The organism is Arthrobacter sp. TmtSoilC51 (assembly GCF_055388015.1).
Window position 1 is genome coordinate 3168856 of the sequence record NZ_AP035877.1, and the last position, 20835, is coordinate 3189690.

General features: G+C 61.8%; 15 protein-coding genes. 4 read left to right on the top strand and 11 right to left on the bottom strand.

Translation table 11 applies throughout. From position 1 onward, the window contains the following. Nucleotides 1-9: 9 nt before the first annotated feature. Nucleotides 10-3210 (bottom strand): Rne/Rng family ribonuclease, encoded by a 3201-nt coding sequence (locus tag ACZ5G6_RS14435; protein ID WP_498686140.1) that lies wholly within the window; start codon nt 3208-3210, stop codon nt 10-12. Between the two features lie 480 nt (nt 3211-3690). Between ACZ5G6_RS14435 and ACZ5G6_RS14440 the strand changes: the two genes are divergently transcribed. Beyond that, a complete protein-coding gene (locus tag ACZ5G6_RS14440) occupies nt 3691-4362 on the top strand; it encodes a vitamin K epoxide reductase family protein (RefSeq protein ID WP_498686141.1) in 672 nt (223 codons plus the stop codon). Nucleotides 4363-4462: 100 nt separating this feature from the next. Here the strand turns inward: ACZ5G6_RS14440 and ACZ5G6_RS14445 are convergent, their stop codons facing one another. From ACZ5G6_RS14445 to ileS, 5 genes are all read right to left on the bottom strand, one after another. Continuing rightward, entirely contained in the window at nt 4463-5683 is a 1221-nt protein-coding gene (locus tag ACZ5G6_RS14445; RefSeq protein ID WP_223933130.1) for an integrase core domain-containing protein, read from the bottom strand. A 150-nt stretch (nt 5684-5833) separates the two neighbouring features. Next, entirely contained in the window at nt 5834-6253 is a 420-nt protein-coding gene (gene ndk / locus ACZ5G6_RS14450) for a nucleoside-diphosphate kinase (RefSeq protein ID WP_216925485.1), read from the bottom strand. A 41-nt stretch (nt 6254-6294) separates the two neighbouring features. Continuing rightward, nucleotides 6295-6747: a DUF4233 domain-containing protein gene (locus tag ACZ5G6_RS14455; protein ID WP_498686147.1), complete on the bottom strand. Its 453-nt coding sequence runs from the start codon at nt 6745-6747 to the stop codon at nt 6295-6297. 2 nt (nt 6748-6749) lie between these two features. Next, complete coding sequence (locus tag ACZ5G6_RS14460; protein ID WP_498686150.1) at nt 6750-8111, bottom strand: bifunctional folylpolyglutamate synthase/dihydrofolate synthase; 1362 nt, start codon at nt 8109-8111, stop codon at nt 6750-6752. Between the two features lie 3 nt (nt 8112-8114). Then, complete coding sequence (gene ileS, locus ACZ5G6_RS14465; RefSeq protein WP_498686153.1) at nt 8115-11414, bottom strand: isoleucine--tRNA ligase; 3300 nt, start codon at nt 11412-11414, stop codon at nt 8115-8117. Between the two features lie 355 nt (nt 11415-11769). Between ileS and ACZ5G6_RS14470 the strand changes: the two genes are divergently transcribed. Then, entirely contained in the window at nt 11770-12813 is a 1044-nt protein-coding gene (locus ACZ5G6_RS14470) for an endonuclease/exonuclease/phosphatase family protein (RefSeq protein WP_498686155.1), read from the top strand. A gap of 11 nt (nt 12814-12824) precedes the next feature. Here ACZ5G6_RS14470 and ACZ5G6_RS14475 read toward each other — a convergent pair whose 3' ends face one another. Then, nucleotides 12825-13586 (bottom strand): SDR family oxidoreductase, encoded by a 762-nt coding sequence (locus ACZ5G6_RS14475; RefSeq protein WP_223933142.1) that lies wholly within the window; start codon nt 13584-13586, stop codon nt 12825-12827. 9 nt (nt 13587-13595) lie between these two features. Further along, nucleotides 13596-13979: a DUF488 domain-containing protein gene (locus tag ACZ5G6_RS14480; RefSeq protein ID WP_498686158.1), complete on the bottom strand. Its 384-nt coding sequence runs from the start codon at nt 13977-13979 to the stop codon at nt 13596-13598. A 50-nt stretch (nt 13980-14029) separates the two neighbouring features. On the opposite strand from ACZ5G6_RS14480, the gene valS reads away from it, so the two are divergent. Together valS and ACZ5G6_RS14490 are read left to right on the top strand one after the other, a co-directional pair. Then, nucleotides 14030-16651 carry a valine--tRNA ligase gene (gene valS / locus ACZ5G6_RS14485; RefSeq protein ID WP_498686160.1) on the top strand — a complete coding sequence of 874 codons (2622 nt, stop codon included), beginning with the start codon at nt 14030-14032 and terminating at the stop codon, nt 16649-16651. Nucleotides 16652-17017: 366 nt separating this feature from the next. Continuing rightward, nucleotides 17018-17893: an Fpg/Nei family DNA glycosylase gene (locus ACZ5G6_RS14490; protein WP_498686162.1), complete on the top strand. Its 876-nt coding sequence runs from the start codon at nt 17018-17020 to the stop codon at nt 17891-17893. A 55-nt stretch (nt 17894-17948) separates the two neighbouring features. Here the strand turns inward: ACZ5G6_RS14490 and ACZ5G6_RS14495 are convergent, their stop codons facing one another. The 3 genes from ACZ5G6_RS14495 to ACZ5G6_RS14505 form a co-directional block, all read right to left on the bottom strand. Next, nucleotides 17949-18593 carry a mycothiol-dependent nitroreductase Rv2466c family protein gene (locus tag ACZ5G6_RS14495; RefSeq protein WP_223937595.1) on the bottom strand — a complete coding sequence of 215 codons (645 nt, stop codon included), beginning with the start codon at nt 18591-18593 and terminating at the stop codon, nt 17949-17951. 96 nt (nt 18594-18689) lie between these two features. Next, the gene (gene clpX / locus ACZ5G6_RS14500) at nt 18690-19979 is read right to left on the bottom strand and encodes an ATP-dependent Clp protease ATP-binding subunit ClpX (RefSeq protein WP_223933150.1); all 1290 of its coding nucleotides are present in this window, start codon (nt 19977-19979) and stop codon (nt 18690-18692) included. A 182-nt stretch (nt 19980-20161) separates the two neighbouring features. Continuing rightward, a complete protein-coding gene (locus ACZ5G6_RS14505; RefSeq protein WP_018777832.1) occupies nt 20162-20821 on the bottom strand; it encodes an ATP-dependent Clp protease proteolytic subunit in 660 nt (219 codons plus the stop codon). Nucleotides 20822-20835: the final 14 nt, after the last annotated feature.

The window sequence follows — 20835 nt, forward strand, 5'->3', positions numbered from 1 at the left end:
CTGACGTGCTTACAACTCGGAAGCTGGAACTCCCACGCCGAGGATGATGGGCTCGTCAGCTGCCTTCTTTTTGGCAGGCTCTTCCGCTACCGGCGCCTTGGCCTCATGGGCCGTTCCACCTGCGGCCGCGGCAGTTACCTCGTGGTGTTCCACGCTGGTTTCGTTTGCGGCTCCCTGTGCCCTGCTCGCGCTGCGGTTCCTTCGGCCTCGACCGCCACGCGAACGCGTAGAACGATCGGGCTGATCGCCTGTGGCCGCAGCGCTGGCCGCGGAGGCAGTCGCAGGGGAAGCTTCGGAAGCCGTATCCGTGACCACTTCCTCCGCAGCCGGTGCAGCACCAAGGTGCGAGAATGCTTCCGCCAGCAGGTCCAGGCTCATGGCCGGCTTGCCCGCAGATGGTTCCTCGTGGTGTTCCACAAATGGAAGCGCCACTTCTTCGCCGCCGAAGCGCAAAACAGGCGTGGACCGTGCTTCCCGAACCGTTGCTTCATGGCTGGCGGCATCTCCTGCGGCCTGGCCCCCGGCATCGCCGGTTGCAGCATCAGGCACGGATTCGGCAGTGTGGCCGTGCTGGCCCGCAGCGCGGGCTTGCTCCTCCGCGCGGTGAACTTCGTCGTCGTGCAAGTGGGCGGCATGCGCCGCAGCGGCGATGGTGGCAAGTGCTGCCCTGGTCGCCTCGGCCTTCGCCTGGCGAACGGGGTCAACGGACTCCTTGGCAGTCGCCGTAATTACTGGGGTGGCAGCAGTGCTGTGAGCGGAGACTGGTTCCTCGGCAATTGCCGGTCCCCCACCTTTCCCACGGCGACGCTTGCGTTCAGTCCGGGCAGCAGGCTGCTGGGGTTCTGTGTGTGGACGGTGGTGCTCGGCGGCAACTACGTTGGCGCGTCGGTGCTCCACGGGCTCATCATGCGTGACGACACCGCGTCCGGCGCAGTGCTCGCACTGCTCACCGAACACTTCAAGCAGGCCTGTGCCCATGCGCTTGCGCGTCATCTGCACCAGGCCAAGCGACGTCACTTCAGCAACTTGGTGCTTGGTGCGGTCACGGCCCAGGCATTCAACCAATCGGCGAAGCACCAGGTCACGGTTCGATTCGAGGACCATGTCGATGAAGTCGATGACGATGATGCCGCCGATGTCGCGCAGCCGCAGCTGGCGAACTACTTCCTCGGCTGCTTCAAGGTTGTTCTTGGTGACGGTTTCTTCCAGGTTTCCACCGCTGCCGGTGAACTTACCCGTGTTGACGTCCACCACGGTCATCGCCTCGGTGCGGTCGATGACAAGGGAACCGCCGGACGGCAGGAAGACCTTGCGCTCCAGGGCCTTGTGGATCTGTTCGTCGATCCGCCAGGCAGCAAAAATGTCCTGGTCCTTGGTCCACTTCTCAAGGCGGCCCACCAAATCGGGAGCAACATACGTGACGTAAGCCTCAATGGTGTCCCACGCGTCGTCGCCGGAGACGATCAGCTTGGAGAAGTCCTCGTTGAAGACATCCCGGACCACCTTGATGGTGAGGTCAGGTTCTCCATAAAGCAGTTCGGGGGCCAGCACCTTGGTGGAGGACGCCTGGCCTTCAATGCCTTCCCACTGGGCGCGCAAACGGTTGATGTCGTGCGTCAGTTCTTCCTCGGAGGCACCTTCAGCGGCCGTGCGCACAATCACGCCGGCGTTCTCAGGCAAGCGGTCCTTGAGGATGCGCTTGAGGCGGTTGCGTTCGACGTCGGGCAGTTTGCGCGAGATGCCGGTCATGGAACCGCCCGGAACATACACAAGGTAGCGGCCGGGGAGCGAAATCTGGCTCGTAAGGCGGGCGCCCTTGTGGCCGACGGGGTCCTTGGTGACCTGCACCAGAACGGAATCGCCGGACTTGAGGGCGTTCTCGATCCGGCGCGGCTGTCCCTCAAGGTTGACGGCGTCCCAGTTCACTTCGCCGGCGTAGAGCACAGCGTTGCGCCCGCGGCCGATATCCACGAAGGCAGCTTCCATGGACGGCAGCACGTTCTGAACCTTGCCCAAGTAGACGTTGCCGATCAGTGAATCCTGCTGGGTCTTGGACACGAAGTGCTCAGCAAGCACACCGTCTTCCAAAACAGCGATCTGGATTCTGTCGTCGCGCTGGCGAACGATCATTTGGCGGTCAACGGACTCGCGGCGTGCCAGGAACTCAGCCTCTGTAATGACCTGCCGCCGGCGTCCAGTCTCCCGGGACTCGCGACGACGCTGCTTCTTGGCCTCAAGCCTGGTGGAACCCTTGACGCTGGTAACACGATTTGACGGGGCGGTCTCAGTGATCGGGCGGGGCGCGCGGACGCGGGTCACCGTGTTGGGCGGGTCATCGTCAGAACCGCCGGTCAGTTCGAGATCCTGGTCACCACGGCGGCGACGACGACGCCGCCGCGACGTAACACCTTCTTCGAGGGCCTCCGTCGCGGGAGCTTCGTCGTCCTCGGACTCGCCGCCGTCTTCGGCTTCATTTTCTTCGCGTTCGGTTCCGCGACGGCCACGGCGCCCACGGCTCCGACGACGGCGGCGGCTACCGGCGTCTTCAAGCTCGCCTTCCGGTGCGGCCTCGGCCGTTTCTTCGGCTTCTTCGTCCTTGTCCTCGACGGCGGGGCGTGCCACGGTGCTGAGATCAGGGGCCTGGAAGATCATGGACGTAATGGAGACTGGCTCCAGGAACAACGATGTTGAACCTGGAGCGGACTCCTCAGCAGCTTCGGCCTCTTCCTCAACAGGAGCGTCGCCCTCCACAGGGACGTCGCTCTGGGTAGCCAGCGCAGGCTGGGACGCAGCATCCGGCGTTGTGTTTTCTTCAGCGGGAGCCGCTTCGGAGGCAGGCGCCTCTGCGGGGCCCGTTGCCTCAACGACCTTGGGCTTGGTGGTCCGACGACGACGGACCGGCTTTTCGGGGGCAGGTTCGGCTTCCGGTTCCGGCTGGGATGCAGCCCCGGCCTGGTCATCAAAACCGGGGAGGGGTTCTGCAGCCTCCGTTGTCTTGCGCGCGCGGCTACGACGCGCCGGCGCCTTGACAGGCGTTTCTGTCGGTTCCGTCGCGGCTGCTGCTTCAGTACCGGCAACTGCCTCAGTGCTGGCGGCTTCAGCCTCTTTGGGCGCAGCCTTGCGCCGTGTCCGCGTGGTTTTCTTGGGCGCTTCCGCAGTTTCCGCGGGAGCTGCCTCGTCATTAACGGCTACAACCTGGTCATTATCCATATGTGGCAACACTCCTGCCCCAGCGACACCGCCACATCCGGCGCCCAGTGGGGCAAATATTTGTCAAAACCCTCAGGCGTTGACAGAAGTCGGTAGTATTCCTTCCGGTTCGCACCATCATTGGGGTGCGGCAGCCCTGGAAGGCCGGTGGCTTTGCTCTGAAACCCGTTGTTCTGCTGCCACAACCAGGTGCCGTCCATTGTCATGGCGGGCATACCGAGGATCACGTGATCCGGGCAGGCCCTGCTCATACTGGCGGTCTTGGGAACAAGTCACCGGACCGGATTCCGAATGTGGATCGGCTTCCAGCCATGTTCATTCTCTCACACCCCCGCACATTCGAAGGGTAGGGGGCTGTGTCGCACAGTGGGGAAAGTGGTGGTGCAAGCTGGGGGCCGCGTCCAGCCTCCGGCGTTACAATCCTGACAAGAACCGTTACCGGCCTTGCCGGGTCACTTGTCGAAAAGGATTGCGTCCGCGATGCCAAGCACCGCCAGGGGAAACCTGGCCAACCAAGCCTCCACCCCCGTGGAGGACACCTCCACCAAGGCAGGGCTGCTGCCCAAAGCAGTCCGCGACAAGCCGTTCGCCTGGCTCCTGCTGATCACCGGCGTCGTCGGCTGGCTGGCTTCCGGGACATTGGTACTTGAGAAGCTGGAAGTGCTCAAGAACCCCAACCACATCACGCTCTGCGATGTGAATCCTTGGGTTTCCTGTGGCGCGGTGATGCAGACTCCGCAGAGTTCGGTCTTCGGTTTCCCCAACATGTTCATCGGCATCGTCGCCTTTGCGGTGATCATCACCACTGCCATGGGCCTCCTGGCGGGGGCGAAGTATTCACGCGGGTACTGGCTGGGCCTGCAGGCCGGCGTAACCCTGGGGTTCGCCTTTGTTGTGTGGCTGTGGTCGCAGGCACTGTACGTGATCAACGTGCTCTGCCCGTTCTGCATGGTGGTGTGGGCCGTGATGATCCCCATGTTCGTATGGGTGACCATCCGCAATATCTCCCACGGCGTCATCAAAGCCCCACCGGCACTGGCCAAGATTTTGGGTGACTCCGGTTGGATCATCGTGGCGCTGCTTTACGTGGCCGTCATTGCCACGATCTTCTTCGCCTTCATCCACGTCTTCGCCGGGACGTCGGGTTACTAAACCCTCCACGAGATAACAGTTAAGGCCAATGTTCGTGATTGTCATGTCTCAGGACATTGAGGACACTTCGAGTCTCAGGACTTCGTGGACACTGTATGTCTCATGACGTCGTGGACACTTGGTTCGCCATGAAGCCGCGGGGTTTGTTGTTGCCTATGTATTTGGTTCCTCTTGGCGGGCGCGGATGGGAAATGATTTCGGTTCCGTGCCCGTCGAAGAACATGATGCGTTGTGCGTCGTAGAGGATGTGGATTGTTTCTCCGGCGCGGTCTCTGCCTACTTGGAAGTGCGTGCCCACGACCGTGACGACGCCCAGGCGGCTGACGGTTCTTCGTACGGTTCGCCGGATCTGGGTTTTGATCTCAGAGATCACGGGGACCGAGGGGGCGGGCACTTTCTCGGTGGCTTCCCAAGCCTGTTGGGGAGTCATTCGGGCCGGCAGTGCCTGATGTTCACGCTCGGTGTTGTAGTAGTGGTCGAAGGTGTCGACCTGGGCTTGAAGATCCTTGATCGTTGAAGCCGGTTTTTGCTTGTGCAGAAACCGGTGCAGTGTGCGGTGGAATCGTTCGTTCTTGCCCTGGGTGGTGGGCTTGTAGGGCTTGCCCGTGATCGGTTCGACTCCGAGAGATCTCAGGTAGTCCACCAATGCCCCGCTTCGTCCCCTGCGTGTGGGGTTCAGGGCCATGCCGTTGTCGGAGAGAAACTTCCGGGGAACCCCGTGTTTACTGATGGCATGTTTGACCACCCGCAGGGCCGCTTCGCTCGTTTCTCCGGCCGCAACCAGTGACGCCAAGGCCAAGCGTGAATGATCATCAATGAGCTGGAAAATCACAACCTTCCGCCCGTTTTCCAGCTGCCATTCCGTGGCGTCGATCTGCCAGCAACAGTTCGGTGCGGGATATACGAACCGGCGGTAAGCGCTTCGAGGCTTCTTCCGCGGCTCCGGAACCACCATGCCGGCCTTGGTAAAGAGCCGGGCAAGCGTTGCCCGGGACGGCGGTTCCACACCGTCCCGGCGCATCCTTGCCTGAACGCTCAAAGGCCCATGGTCATGGCCTTGGGCCTCCAACGCTTCCCTCACATGCAAAGCCAACGCGGTGACCCCTGCGGGAGTAGCGTTAGGGCTGGTACGTGGCTTGGTCGAACGCATAGCCATCGCTTGTGCCGGCCCACCCGACACCGCAGCGGCCCTGACCTTATAGAACCAAGACCGTGAGACGTTGTGCTCGCGGCAGAAGGCTGCCACGGCACCTCGAGGACTCTCCTCAGGCCACGAGGCGACAAGATACCGGACCTTCATATCGGGTTTGAGTTCGCTCATGGAACGAGCAAAACCCGCACAAGTGCCCACGATGTCCCGAGACACACTGTCCACGATGTCCTGAGACAGAAGTGTCCATTAAGTCATGAGACTCCACAGCCAATGTTCGTGATGAACATTGGCCTTAACTGTCAATTCGGCGAGGCGTAACTAGCCCGCGAACCAGATCTTGATCTCACGCTCGGCGGAGTCAACGGAGTCCGAGCCGTGAACGAGGTTCTGCTGGACTGCCAGGCCCCAGTCACGGCCGAAGTCGCCCCGGATGGTGCCCGGCGCAGCGGTGGTGGGGTCCGTGGTTCCCGCCAGGGAGCGGAAGCCTTCGATGACGCGGTGGCCCTCAAAGACAGCTGCAATGACCGGGCCGCTGAGCATGAACTCGACCAGAGGCTCGTAGAACGGCTTGCCCACGTGTTCCTCGTAGTGCTGCTCCAGCAGCTCGCGGGTCGCGTTGACCTTCTTCAGCTCAGCCAAGGCGTAACCCTTGGCTTCGATCCGGGCGAGGATGCTTCCGCTGAGGTTGCGGGCCACGCCGTCGGGCTTGATCAGGACAAGGGTCCGTTCAATGCTCACAGTTGCTCCAATGTGATTGGTGGGTGGGTTTCCCAGCCAGTTTACGGGGTTTCCGGACCTGCCTCGTCACGGTGCGTTGCGTCCCATTCGGCCTGCTCCCGGTCGCGTTGTGCCACTTCGCGGTCGATCCTCATCCCCGTCCGGATTCCATACCACCAGCAGATGGCAAAGAGGACGCCGACGATGAACATCATGGGCTCTGCGATCCCTGTCAGGATCAGCAGGAGCTGCAGCCCCCAGCCAAGGCCGATTCCCCAGGGCTTGGACAACACCGCACATGCCAGGACGAGTACAACGCTCAGTGCGATCCCCACACCCAGGATGATTCCAGGAGCCACTTCCCCGCGTTTTAGGCCGAAGACCACCAGCGTGCCGAAGAAGGCCACAAATGCTTCGAGCAACAGCACCGTGGAAGCGAACATTACCTTGGTGGATCGGCGCTTCTTGGGTATGCCCGGCCGCCATTCACGCTGGGCCTTGGTCAGCTTTGCCACTGTCAGGCACCTTCCTTTCCAAGCAGGATGCGTGCCTCAGCCACCAGGGTGATGGAGCCGGTGACCAGGACGCCGCCAGCGAGGTCATCGTTGGACTCGGACCGTTCAACGGCCCACTCCAGTGCGTCATCGAGTTTCTCGGCGATGTGGACGTTATCCTCGCCAAAGCCAAGATCGACGGCGAGTTCGGCCAGTTCCGCTGCAGGGACAGCCCTCAGTGAGTTGGACTGCGTGAAGCAGAACTCATCGGCAAGATCGCCAAGTTGTTCCTTGAGGGTCTTCAGGATCTCCTCAGCGTCCTTCTCCCGCAGGACTCCGACGACGACCACCAGTTTGCCGAAGCTGAAGGCCTCGTGGATCGCCTCGGCAGAGACACGGATCCCTTCCGGGTTGTGGGCAGCATCCACCACGATCGTAGGGGCGGTCCGCACCACTTCCAGGCGGCCAGGTGACGTCACATTGCTGAAGGCTTCCTTCAGGACATCGATGTCCAGTTCTTTTTCTCCTCCACCGAAGAAGGCTTCCAATACAGCCACAGCCACGGCGGCGTTCTCTGCCTGGTGGGCACCATGCAAGGGAAGAAGGAGGTCTTCGTAGCGACCTGCCAGGCCTTGGACCGTCAGGACCTGTCCTCCCACGGCAACGCTGCGCGACTCAACGCCGAATTCAACACCCTCAAAGCGGAACGGTACGTCCACTTCGCGGGCTTTTTCCAACAGGACTTGGGCAGCGTCCACCGGCTGGGCGGCACTTACCAGGAAGCCGCCTGGTTTGATGATGCCGGCTTTCTCGTAGGCGATGTCCTCGGTGGTATCCCCCAGCAGGTCCGTGTGGTCCAAGGAGATGGGCGTGATGACGGAAACCTGGCCGTCGCCGACGTTGGTGGCATCGGTAATGCCACCCAACCCAACTTCGATGACGGCTACATCCACTGGCTGGTCAGCGAAAATCGCGAAACCAAGGATGGTGACGCATTCGAAGTACGTCAACCGCGGTTGGTTGTCGGCAAGGAGCTCGTTGTCAACGATTTCCAGGTATGGACGGATTTCATCCCAGATCCGAACAAACGTCGCATCCGATACCGGCTCACCATCAATGCTGATGCGCTCGGTGACCTTTGAAAGGTGCGGGCTGGTGTAACGGCCTGTACTCAGACCGTGCGCACGGAGTCCGGCCTCAATCATGCGGGCTGTGGACGTCTTGCCGTTGGTGCCCGTGATGTGGATGATCGGAAAAGCCTTGTTGGGCTCCCCCAGCACGTCCATGGCCCGGAAGAGCGGTGCCAACCGGGGTTCCATCTTGTTTTCAGGTGCACGCCCAAGAAGTTCTGCGTAGACGCTTTCCACTGAGAATTCGTCAGTCATGATTCAGACCCCTGCCTTTGCTACGGTGACCTGCGGCTCCTCGGCGCTGGACAGGAGGACCTCCAGTTCAAGAGACAGCGTTTCAGTCTTGACCAGCTCAGCATTGGCTTCGAGCGCGTCAACGACGTCCTGCTGCGCTTCAACGGAAGTGCGGATGCGGTCGCTGACATTCAGCCCCGCATCCTTGCGCGCCTGCTGGATGGCACGGACCATGTCGCGTGCCAGACCCTCGGCCGCAAGTTCGGGCGTGACTTCGGTGTTCAGGACAACGAAGCCGCCGCCGGGCAAAACAGCGGCTGCGGAAGACCCGCCGTCGGCCGTTTCTGCTACGACGGTCTCCAGCGTGTATTCCTGCGGCTCAAGCTCAAGTCCTCCAGCCACCACGACGCCGGAATCGTTAACCGACCAGTCGCCGGACTTGGAACCCTTGATGGCCTGCTGCACGTTCTTGCCAAGGCGCGGACCAGCAGCACGGGCGTTGACAACCAGTTTCTGCTCGATGCCGAATTCCTCAGGCGAAGCCGAAGCAGCATCCAGCAAGCGCACCGAACGCAGGTTCAGTTCATCCGCGACGACGGCGGCGAAGCCTCCCAGCGCGTCTGCCCCGGGTGCCACGACAGTCAGTTCCTGGAGCGGAAGGCGGACGCGCAGGTTCGCGGCCTTGCGCAGGCTGGAGCCGGTGGAGCAGATCTGCTGTAGACGGTCCATGGCCTCCACGAGATCCGGGTTTGCCGGGAACAGCGAAGCGTCAGGCCAATCGGCCAGGTGCACGGAACGGCCACCCGTCAGACCGCGCCAGATCTCTTCCGTCACGAGCGGCAGCAAGGACGCGGACACGCGGCACACAGCTTCCAAGGCGGTGTACAGGGCATCGAAGGCATCCACGTTCTCGTCGAAGAAGCGCTGGCGACTGCGGCGGACGTACCAGTTGGTGAGCATGTCCAAGTAGCTGCGCAGTTCGTCGCAGGCACCGGAGATGTCGTACGTATCCAGGCTTTCCGTCACATTGCGGACGAGGTCTCCGGTGTTGGCCATGAGGTACTGGTCCAGCGTGTCTGCGTAACCGTCGTAACGGAGCTTCGCATCGTAGCCCGAGCCGCCGTTGGCGGCGTTGGTGTACAGCGTGAAGAAGCTGTACACGTTCCAGAGCGGCAGGATGACCTGGCGTACGCCGTCGCGGATGCCCTGCTCGGTAACCACCAGGTTGCCGCCCCTGAGGATCGGGCTGGACATGAGGAACCACCGCATTGCGTCCGAGCCGTCGCGGTCCAGGACTTCGGAAACGTCCGGGTAGTTCCGCAGGCTCTTGGACATCTTCTGTCCATCGGAGCCCAGGACGATGCCATGGCTGATCACGTTGCGGAAAGCCGGCCGGTCAAACAGCGCCGTGGACAGGATGTGCAGCATGTAGAACCAGCCACGGGTCTGGCCGATGTACTCAACAATGAAGTCCGCGGGGTTGTGGGTGTCGAACCACTCCTCATTTTGGAACGGGTAGTGCACCTGTCCGTACGGCATGGAGCCGGAGTCGAACCAGACGTCCAGGACGTCCTCCACGCGGCGCATGGTCGACTGCCCCTCTGCCGGCGAACGGGGGTCGTCCGGGTTGGGCCGGGTCAATTCGTCGATGAACGGACGGTGCAGGTCCACCTGTCCCTCGTTGTTGACCGGCAACCGGCCGAAGTCGGCTTCAAGGTCAGCCAGCGAACCGTAGACGTCGGTGCGCGGATACTCAGGGTCATCCGACTGCCACACCGGGATGGGCGAACCCCAGTACCGGTTACGGCTGATGGACCAGTCACGTGCGTTGTCCAGCCACTTGCCGAATTGGCCATCCTTGACATTGCCGGGGATCCAGTTGATCTCCTGGTTCAGCTCGGACATGCGGTCCTTGAACTTGGTGACCTCCACGTACCAGGAGGACACAGCGCGGTAGATCAGCGGGTTCCGGCACCGCCAGCAGTGCGGGTAGCTGTGCTCATAGCTGGCTTGGCGGACCAAGCGTCCGTCGGCGCGGAGCACCTGGGTGATCGGCTTGTTGGCGTCGAAGACCTGTAGTCCTACGATCGAGGCGAGCTCGCCATGGGCGAACAGCGGCAGGAACTTGGCGCCCTCGTCAACGGAGAGAACCACCGGGATGCCGGCATCCTCACAGACCTTCTGGTCATCCTCACCGTAGGCCGGAGCCTGGTGCACGATGCCCGTACCGTCGGTGGTTGTGACGTAGTCCGCCACAAGGAAGCGCCACGCGTTCTGCGTGCCGTACTTCTCGGCATCGGCAAAGTCGTTCCACAGCGGCTCGTAGTCGAGTCCCGCGAGCTCGGTGCCTGTGTGAGTGGACGTCACGGCCGCAGTTGCGGCAGCGGCGTCGTCGTACCCCAAATCCTTCGCGTAGGTCCCCACAAGTTCGGCAGCCAGCAGGAAGCTGCCACTGACGGGCGCTTCTGCCGAAGCGGCCTTAACGCCGTTCGGACCGGCAGGCAGGACGGCATAAGGGATCTCAGGCCCGACGGCGAGCGCCAGGTTGGTGGGCAGCGTCCAGGGCGTCGTGGTCCAGGCGAGCGCCTGAACGCCTTCGAGGGCCTTGGAGAGTTCGGACTCCCCCGCCTTGATGGGGAACGTCACCGTGACAGTCTGGTCCTGGCGGTTCTTGTAGACGTCGTCGTCCATGCGGAGTTCATGGTTGGACAGTGGCGTCTCGTCCTTCCAGCAGTACGGAAGGACGCGGTACCCGTTGTACGTCAGGCCTTTCTCGTGCAGTTGCTTGAAGGCCCACAGCACCGACTCCATGTACTCGACGTTGAGCGTCTTGTAGTCGTTGTCGAAGTCCACCCAGCGGGCCTGGCGCGTGACGTAGGCCTTCCATTCATTGGCGTACTTCATCACCGAGGCGCGGCAGGCGTCGTTGAATTTGTCGATGCCCATGGCTTCGATCTGGGTCTTGTCCGTCATGCCCAGTTGCTTCATGGCTTCGAGCTCTGCCGGAAGGCCGTGGGTATCCCAGCCGAAGCGGCGCTCCACGCGCTTGCCGCGCTGGGTCTGGTAGCGCCCTACGAGGTCCTTGGCGTAGCCCGTGAGGAGGTGCCCGTAGTGAGGGAGGCCGTTGGCGAAGGGAGGGCCGTCGTAGAAGACGAACTCGTTGCTGCCGTCTTTGCCTGCTTCGCGCTGGTCGATGCTTGCCTGGAAGGTGCCGTCTTCATCCCAGTACTTGAGGATGCGCTCTTCGATTTCCGGGAACTTCACGGAAGCGGACACGCCTTGCGTGCCGGAAGGAGACGCTGAGGCCTTGGGGTAGTGGGTCATCTCATATCCTGTGATAGCTGGTTGACTGTCAGGATGCGAGGACGGCTACGGGGTTGAATTGCATCAACACCGGTACCGCGGTACCACCTCACTTACCGAAACCTTGGCGTCCCTGGGTGTGGGACAACTGCCGGCGCCGGCCTCTCATTACTGCTGTGACGGGCTTACCCGTCCGGTTCTACTGGGTACTGTCCGCTGGTGAAGGCGTGCAGCGCTGTTCTTCCGGAAGCTCACCGGTGATTGCCGGGTCAAAGCTGGTCCCTCAAGTCTAGCGGCACCAGAGCCCACCTCTCCACTTGGAGGTTCATCCCTTGGGCGGAGGAGTACGGGCAGTTCGCTGAATAGACTCAAGGTCATGACGTATCCCGTTCCAGCCGCGCCCGCTGTCCGCCTGCGCAGGCGTTTTGGCTCGCCTGCATGGTCTGTGGTGGCACTGCTGGTGGCTGTGCCCGTGGCGGGGTTGTCGTTGTTCCGCGCGATCCCCGCGGACTGGCCCCTGCAGGTCGTTCAGTTGTTGTCCTTCACGCCGTGGCTCATCTTGCCCGCGGCACTCGCTGCGGTGCTCGCCCTGTTCGGGCGGCGGCCATGGGTGATTACTACGACGGCGGTCCTCTTGGCGGCGCAGCTGTTCTGGCTGTTTCCGCTCGACTGGCTGTTTCCGGGGGACTCCGCCCGCCCGATGATGACACCTGCGGACTCTGTCGCTTTGAAGGCCATGAGCTTCAACTCCGAGTACGGGCAGGCTGATGCCGAAACGATCGTCCGATTGGTCCGGGAGAACGGCGTCGAGTTATTGGCCGTCCAGGAACACACGCAAGGCTTGGAGGACCGGCTACAGGCCGCAGGCCTGGCAGACATCCTCCCGAACCGCCTGAGCGACCCCACCGATGACGCGTCGGGAAGTGCCATCTATTCCCTCTATCCACTGGAGGCGGCAGGGAGGTTGCCCAATACGCCGTTCCAGATCCCTGTCACACGTGTCGCCATCGGCAAGCCGGGTGACAGCGCTGTCCTTACGGTCACCAACGTTCATACGCTGCCTCCAGTGGACGCACGGATCGCCCAGTGGCGAAGTGACCTCGCTGCCGTTGCCCGCCAGGCTGCCCGTCCTGGCCATCAGCTCTTGCTCGGCGACTTCAACGCAACCTACGACCACCACGAGTTCCGGGAACTGCTGGATGCGGGACGGGACGGAACCAAACTGGTTGATGTTGGCGTGTCGTCCGGGGGACGGTTTTCACCGACATGGCCGATGGAAGGGCCTGTGCTCCCCGGCATCGTCATTGACCACATGGTGACCAGCCAGGATGTTGCGAACACCGGCTACGCCGTACACCGCGTTCCCGGCAGCGACCACGCAGCCATCCTTGCGACGCTGACGGTTCCGGCAGCGGGCTAGCACACCGCCAATCAGGCCTGCTTGCGGATCAGCTTGTGGTTCGCTGCCTGGGCCACGGGGCGGATGGTGATGTGGTCCAGGTTGATGTGATGCGGCAGGGAAACTGCGTACTTCACGACGTCGGCAACGTCATCCGCGGTGAGCGGCTTCTCAACTCCCGCGTAAACCTTGGCAGCTGCGTCCTTATCGCCCAGGCGGTTCAGGGCGAATTCTTCGGTCTGGACGAGTCCCGGAGCAACCTCGATGACTCGGATGTTGTTTCCCACTTCTTCCAGCCGGAGGGCACCCGTCATGGCGTGCTGTGCGAACTTGGCAGCGTTGTAGCCTCCCCCGCCCTCGTAGGCGGCAAGCCCCGCAGTGGAGGTCAGGTTAAGGACGGTGCCCTCGCCGTTGGCACGCAGCATGGGGAGGAAAGCGCGCGTTATCTTCATCGTTCCCAGCACGTTGACCCGGTACATCCAGTCCCAGTCCTCGGCGTCGGCCTCGGCGATGGTGTCCGCGCCGCGGGCTCCACCAGCAATGTTGATGAGGGTGTCGGCTCCCCCTGCTTTGGTGACGGCTTGCAACAAAGCCGCAATGTCGTCATCACTGGTGATGTCTGCGGGGAACGGAATAGCACCAGTCTCCGCGCCCAGCGCACCGAGCCGGTCTTCCCTGCGAGCTACAGCGAAGACCTTCCATCCCGTGGCGGCCAATGCCCTGACCGTCGCCTCGCCGATGCCGGTGCTGGCACCCGTTACCACTGCCGTCTTGTTCTGTGCTGCCAAAGTCATGACTCCACACTATCGGGGGTCTTGGGCACCCGCTCGGCCGAGCAGGAATTCGCGTAACACCACGGCATGATTTACCTCTGGATCCCTTGCGGCATAGAGCAAGGTGACCCGTGGATTCGACCTCGCCAACTCCAGCAAAGTCTGAACTGCAGGATTGTTGTCCAGTTCAGCCTCGTACTGGCTCCGGAAATCGGTGAACCGCTCCTGCATGTGTGCGAACCCGGTCCTTAAAGGCGACGATGGCGCGGCTTCCTTGAGCCACAGATCCAGGTGGGCCTTTTCCTTGGACACTCCGCGGGGCCATAGCCGGTCCACCAAAACCCGGGCACCGTCGTCGTCCGCGGGGTCGTCGTAGATGCGTTTGAGGGCGAAAACGTCCCTGAGGCCAGCCATGACGGCATGCTACGGCAAGGCGGCGCGCCGGACCATGGAACAATTGACCCATGGCTGAATCAACGCAGGGTACAGACACGCCCGCCACCGCCCCCATCAACGTTCCCGACAAGCCGGCCCTTGAAGGCCTTGAGGCTGCCCTGACGCAGCGCTGGCTTGACGAAGGAACTTACAAGTTCAACCCGGACACCACCCGGGAGCAGGTCTACTCGATCGACACTCCCCCGCCGACGGCATCGGGTTCCCTCCACGTGGGCCACATGTTCTCCTTCACGCAGACGGACGTCCAGGCCCGCTACATGCGCATGACGGGCAAGAACGTTTTCTACCCCATGGGTTGGGACGACAACGGCCTGCCCACAGAGCGCCGCGTCCAGAACTACTACGGTGTCCGCTGCGATCCCGCCATCCCGTACAACGCTGACTACCGCCCGCCTGCACAGCCGGCCAAGAACCAGCGCGACTTCGACGTCGTTTCGCGCCAGAACTTCATCGAACTCTGCGAGGAACTCGCTGTTGAGGACGAGAAGGTCTTCGAGAACCTGTTCCAGACCCTCGGCCTGTCCGTGGACTGGGACCTGACGTACCGCACGATCGACGACACCTCCCGCGCGGTTTCCCAGCGCGCCTTCCTCGCCAACCTTGCTGCGGGCGACGCCTACATGGCCGAGGCCCCCACGTTGTGGGACGTCACGTTCCGTACCGCTGTAGCCCAGGCCGAGCTTGAGGACCGCGAAGTTGCGGGCGCCTACTACCGCTACCCGTTCTTCACCGAGGACGGCGAGAAGATCTTCATCGAGACAACCCGTCCGGAGCTGCTCGCCGCCTGCGCTGCGCTGGTGGCCAACCCCGACGACGAGCGCTACCAGCCGCTGTTCGGCAAGACCGTGAAGTCGCCGCTCTTCGAAGTTGAGCTTGAAGTAAAGGCCCACCCGCTCGCCAAGGCGGACAAGGGTTCCGGCATCGCGATGGTCTGTACTTTCGGCGACCTGACCGACGTCACCTGGTGGCGCGAGCTGCAGCTGCCCACACGCGCCATCATGGGCCGCGATGGCCGCATCATCGCCGAGACCCCGGAATGGATCACTACCGACGCCGGCAAGGAAGCCTACGCCGCGATCGCCGGCAAGACGGCCTTCTCCGCCAAGGAAGCAGTTGTAGAGCTCCTCGCTGCGGCAGGCCTGCTTGACGGCGAACCGAAGAAGATCACTCACCCCGTCAACTTCTTCGAAAAGGGCGACAAGCCCCTCGAGGTGGTTACCTCACGCCAGTGGTACATCCGCAACGGCGGCCGCGACGAAGAACGCCGCGAACGCCTCATTGGCCGTGGCCAGGAAATCAACTTCCACCCGTCCTTTATGCGCTCCCGCTATGAGAACTGGATCGCTGGCCTGAACGGTGACTGGCTTGTGTCGCGGCAGCGCTTCTTCGGCGTGCCGATTCCCGTATGGTATCCGCTGGACGCGCAGGGCAACCCCGACTACGACCACCCCATCCTGCCCTCGGATGACATGCTCCCGGTAGATCCCGCCGCGGATGCAGCCCCTGGCTTCAAGGAATCGCAGCGTGATCAGGCCAACGGCTTCACAGGTGACGCAGACGTCCTGGACACGTGGGCCACGTCCTCCCTTACCCCGCAGATCGTGGGTGGCTGGAGCCGTGACGAGGAACTGTTCTCCAAGGTGTACCCCTTCGACCTCCGCCCCCAGGGTCACGACATCATCCGCACGTGGTTGTTCTCCTCCGCTGTCCGCGCCGACGCCCTCCAGAAGAGTGCGCCGTGGAAGCACGCAGCCATCTCAGGGTGGATCCTTGACCCCGACCGCAAGAAGATGTCCAAGTCCAAGGGCAACGTGGTTGTTCCCACCGATGTCCTGAACGAGTACGGCTCGGACGCTGTGCGGTACTGGGCGGCTTCGGCCAAGCTCGGCGCCGATACCGCGTACGAAATCGCACAGATGAAGATCGGCCGTCGACTGGCCATCAAGCTCCTGAACGCATCCAAGTTCGTGTTGAACCTTGGCGCCACCGAGAACTCGGTTGTCTCCTCGGACCTTTCGCTGCTCACGAACCCGCTGGACCGTGCGCTGCTCGCGCAACTGTCCGACGTCGTGTCCCAGTCCACCAAGGCATTCGAAAACTACGACTACGCCCGTGCCCTGCAGATCACTGAGTCGTTCTTCTGGCAGTTCACTGACGACTACGTCGAGCTCATCAAGGACCGCGCCTACGGTGCGGCCGGGGACTCGGAGCAAGCATCTGTGCTGGCTGCGCTGGCCACCACGCTGGACTCATTGCTGCGGCTTTTCGCACCGTTCCTGCCCTTCGCCACCGAAGAGGTATGGAGCTGGTGGCGCACAGGCTCGGTGCACCGCGCCCAATGGCCGGCCGCCCTGGAAATCGCCGACGGCGACACCACTATGCTGGGCACTGTTGGCGTGGCCCTCAGTGGCATCCGCAAGGCCAAGTCAGAAGCCAAAGTGAAGCAGCGGACCGCCGTGCTCTCGGCATCCATCACGGCCAACGAAATGCTTGTGGCACAGCTCAAGGCCGGACTCGGGGACCTCAAGGCCGCCGCGAACGCCCAGGAGATTGCGCTTCAGTCCGGCGAAGGTGAGCTCACAGTGAGCGACGTTGTCCTGGCACCTGCCGAGGAAACGCCCGCGTCCTAGCAGCTTTCGGGCAAAGGGGAAGCCCCATCAGCGTTTTGCCGTTGGTGGGGCTTCGACTTTTCGGCTGTCTGGTGACGGCTTGACAGTCTGGCGGAATCCTCGGAATTTCAGGTCTTACTACCTCGTCACTGGTAGCTTGCTTCCAACTTTGCCAAAGGCTGCGTCGGTTGCATATCACTGAATCTTTGGTTTCCGTGTCCCGCTTCTTTCGAAGTGGGTAAGAACCATTGTGGTCCCGCCAGGGACCATGCACAAGACCTCCGGCAGAACTACAATCCTGTAGTTCTGCCGGACCTTTTCGTAGCGCCTTTTCGGTGTTGCTGGAGCTTTCCTGCAGGCGGGCCAAAGCTATGGCAGAGTATGGTCATGCCGGAACTCCCCGAAGTGCACGGCCTGTGCACGTACCTGGACACCCAACTCCATGGAGCCGTGCTGACCAGTGTCCGCATAAACTCCATCGCGGCCCTGAAGACAGCTGATCCGCCCTACAGTTCACTGGAAGGCCGCACCATCCAGGGCACGCAGCGCTTCGGCAAATTCATCTGCCTCAATGCCGACGGCCTGTTTTTCGTCTTCCACCTGGCGAAGGCCGGCTGGGTCCGCTACACGGAGCATCCCTCGTCCGCCGGGCTGCGCATGGGCAAGAGCAACATCGCTGCCAGGCTACTGCTGCACCGGTCCGCCGACGATGCCCATATCGGCCTGGACCTGACAGAAGCCGGCACGAAGAAAAGCCTGGCCATTTACGTGGTGAGGGATCCCATGGACGTTCCCGGAATCGCAACACTGGGCCCTGAACCGCTCAGCCCCGACTTCGACGAGGACGCCTTCGGGGCAATCCTTAACTCAAGCTCACAGCAAATCAAGGGACTGCTCCGGAGCCAAAGTGTCATCGCAGGGATCGGCAACGCCTACAGCGATGAGATTCTGCACGCTGCCAGGATTTCTCCCTTCGCCATCGCAAAGACGCTCGACGACGAAACGGTGCGCCGGCTCTACAATTCCATGCAGGAAGTCCTGGTGGGTGCCGTGAACGCGGCAGCTGGAAAGCCTTCCAGTGAGCTGAAGGACACCAAGCGAAGCAACTTCAGGGTTCATGCCAGGACCGGGCTGCCATGCCCTGTCTGTGGCGACACTGTTCGTGAGGTGTCCTTCGCAGACACCTCACTGCAGTACTGTGCCACCTGCCAAACCAACGGAAAGATCCTCGCGGACCGGCGCACGTCACGGTTCCTGAAGTAGCGCGGTGGCGGTCCTGGCTACTTGAACCCAGGGTTTCCCTGGTTGAATTCAGGGTTTAGTTGAATTCAGGGCTTTCCGTGCGGCTGCGCTTGAGTTCGAAGAAGTGCGGGTAACCGGCAAGGGTCACCGTGGCGTCCCAAAGCTGCCCTGCGTCTTCGCCCCTTGGAATCCGGGTAAGGACCGGACCGAAGAAGGCCGTGCCGTTCACGGCGACCACGGGCGTTCCGACATCCTGGCCCACCAATGAGATCCCGGCCTCGTGACTGGCGCGCAGCTTGGTATCGTAGTCCTCCGAATCAGCGAACCGTGCCAGCTCAGCAGGAAGCCCCACCTCTGCCAGGGCTTTCTGGATCACGGAACTACGGTCTTTGTTGCCCTCATGGTGAATCTGCTCCCCCATGGCGTCATACAACGGCTTGATGAAGCTGCTGCCATGCAGTTCCTGGGCCGCAATGATCACACGGACAGGACCCCAACTGTCGTCCATCATTGCCCTGTAATTTTCGGGAAGGTCACGGCCCTCATTGAGCACTGACAGGCTCATGACGTGCCACTCGGTCTCAATACCCCGGACTTGCTCCACCTCGCCAATCCAGCGCGAGGTGATCCAGGCGAAGGGACAAACGGGATCGAACCAGAAATCGGCTTTATTGACGGACTGCTCTGGCAGGCTCTGTTCGGGCACAATCTGTTCGGGCACAATCTGTTCGGGCACAGGGAACTCCTCGGAAGAGTAAAAGCGGGCATGGCGCGACGCGAAGTGAATGAAACCGCCGCTTACTACGCCAACGGGTGGCTAGGCCGACTTATTCCGGCGCTTCGCAACGACGTCGTGGCCAATCATGGTGGGCTGGGCCTTGTTGTCTACAACATCAGCGGTGATGACCACAGTTGCGATGTCATCCCTGCTCGGGAGATCAAACATGACAGGCAGCAACACTTCTTCCATGATGGCCCTCAGGCCACGGGCGCCAGTGCCGCGCTCAAGAGCCTGGTCAGCGATGGCATCCAAGGCGTCGTCGTCGAATTGCAGGTCCACACCGTCCAGTTGGAACATCTTCTGGTATTGCTTTACCAGGGCATTCTTGGGCGTGGAAAGGATCTGGATCAACGCAGGACGGTCGAGATTCGAGACGGTAGTGATAACTGGCAGGCGGCCAATGAACTCCGGAATAAGTCCGAACTTCAGCAGGTCCTCCGGCATGACTTCACCGTAGGTGTCCACGTTGTCCCGGACTTCGTTCAGCGGCGCTCCAAAGCCGATGCCCTTGCGCCCCGACCGCGAACCAATGATGTCCTCGAGACCGGCAAATGCGCCTGCCACGATGAAGAGCACATTGGTGGTGTCGATCTGGATGAATTCCTGGTGCGGATGCTTACGTCCACCCTGCGGCGGCACGGAGGCTACTGTGCCTTCGAGGATTTTCAGCAGGGCCTGCTGGACTCCTTCGCCCGAGACATCCCGGGTGATCGAGGGGTTCTCGCTCTTGCGGGAGATTTTGTCGATCTCGTCAATGTAGATGATGCCTTGTTCGGCTTTCTTGACGTCGTAATCAGCGGCCTGGATGAGCTTGAGCAGTATATTTTCGACATCCTCGCCAACGTAGCCTGCCTCCGTGAGGGCCGTGGCATCGGCTACTGCGAACGGGACATTCAGCCTGCGGGCGAGCGTTTGCGCCAAATATGTCTTGCCACAGCCAGTTGGCCCGATCAGCAGGATGTTGGATTTGGCGATCTCCACATCCTCGTGATGCGGACCCTCACCAAGGCTCCCGGCCTTGGGAGCATGACCGGCCTGGATGCGCTTGTAATGGTTGTAGACAGCCACTGCCAGCGACCGCTTGGCGGGTTCCTGGCCGATGACGTATTCCTGCAGGAAATCGAAGATTTCCCGCGGCTTGGGCAGTTCGAAGCTGCCGAGGTCCGAGACTTCCGCAAGTTCTTCTTCGATGATCTCGTTGCAAAGCTCGATGCACTCATCGCAGATGTACACACCGGGCCCGGCAATCAGCTTCCGTACCTGCTTCTGGCTCTTTCCGCAGAAAGAACACTTCAGCAGGTCCGTGCTCTCGCCAATCCGAGCCATGTGGGAATCCCTTCGTTACATGCGGGTGATGCGGCTCCGTGCCGTACTCAAGTGTGCAGCCTGGCCGGGGTTGGCACCACCGTGACAACATCCACTCTAGGTCACAATGGGCTGCTTGGGTGGAAACAGAACGCCGGTGCGGTCCATATTTCGCGAACCGCACCGGCGTCGTTTTCCGTATGCTACCTGGCGATTGCCTGGGGCTTGATCTTGCGGGAGTCCAGAACCTGGTCGATCAAACCGTAGTTCATGGCCTCGGCCGCGGTAAGGATTTTGTCGCGCTCGATGTCATTGTTAACCTGCTCGGACGTGCGGCCCGAGTGGTGTGCCAGCGTGTCCTCAAGCCATGTACGCATGCGCATGACTTCAGCCGCCTGGATCTCGAGGTCGGATGCCTGGCCACCCTGGCCTCCGGACAACGCCGGCTGGTGGATGAGCACGCGCGCGTTCGGCAGTGCCAGCCGCTTGCCGGGAGTGCCCGCTGCGAGCAGGACCGCGGCCGCGCTGGCCGCCTGGCCCAGGCACACCGTCTGGATCTCAGGACGAATGTACTGCATGGTGTCGTAGATGGCCGTCATAGCCGTGAAGGAGCCACCCGGCGAGTTGATGTACAGGGTGATGTCCCGGTCCGGGTCCGTGGACTCAAGGACCAGGAGCTGGGCCATGATGTCATCGGCAGAGGCGTCGTCAACCTGGACACCGAGGAAGATGATGCGGTCCTCGAACAGCTTGGTGTACGGATCCTGGCGCTTGAAGCCGTACGGTGTGCGCTCTTCAAACTGGGGCAGGACGTAGCGGCTGGACGGGAGGTTACCGGCAGACCATCCGAAGTTGTAGTTCATGTCATTACTCCTGG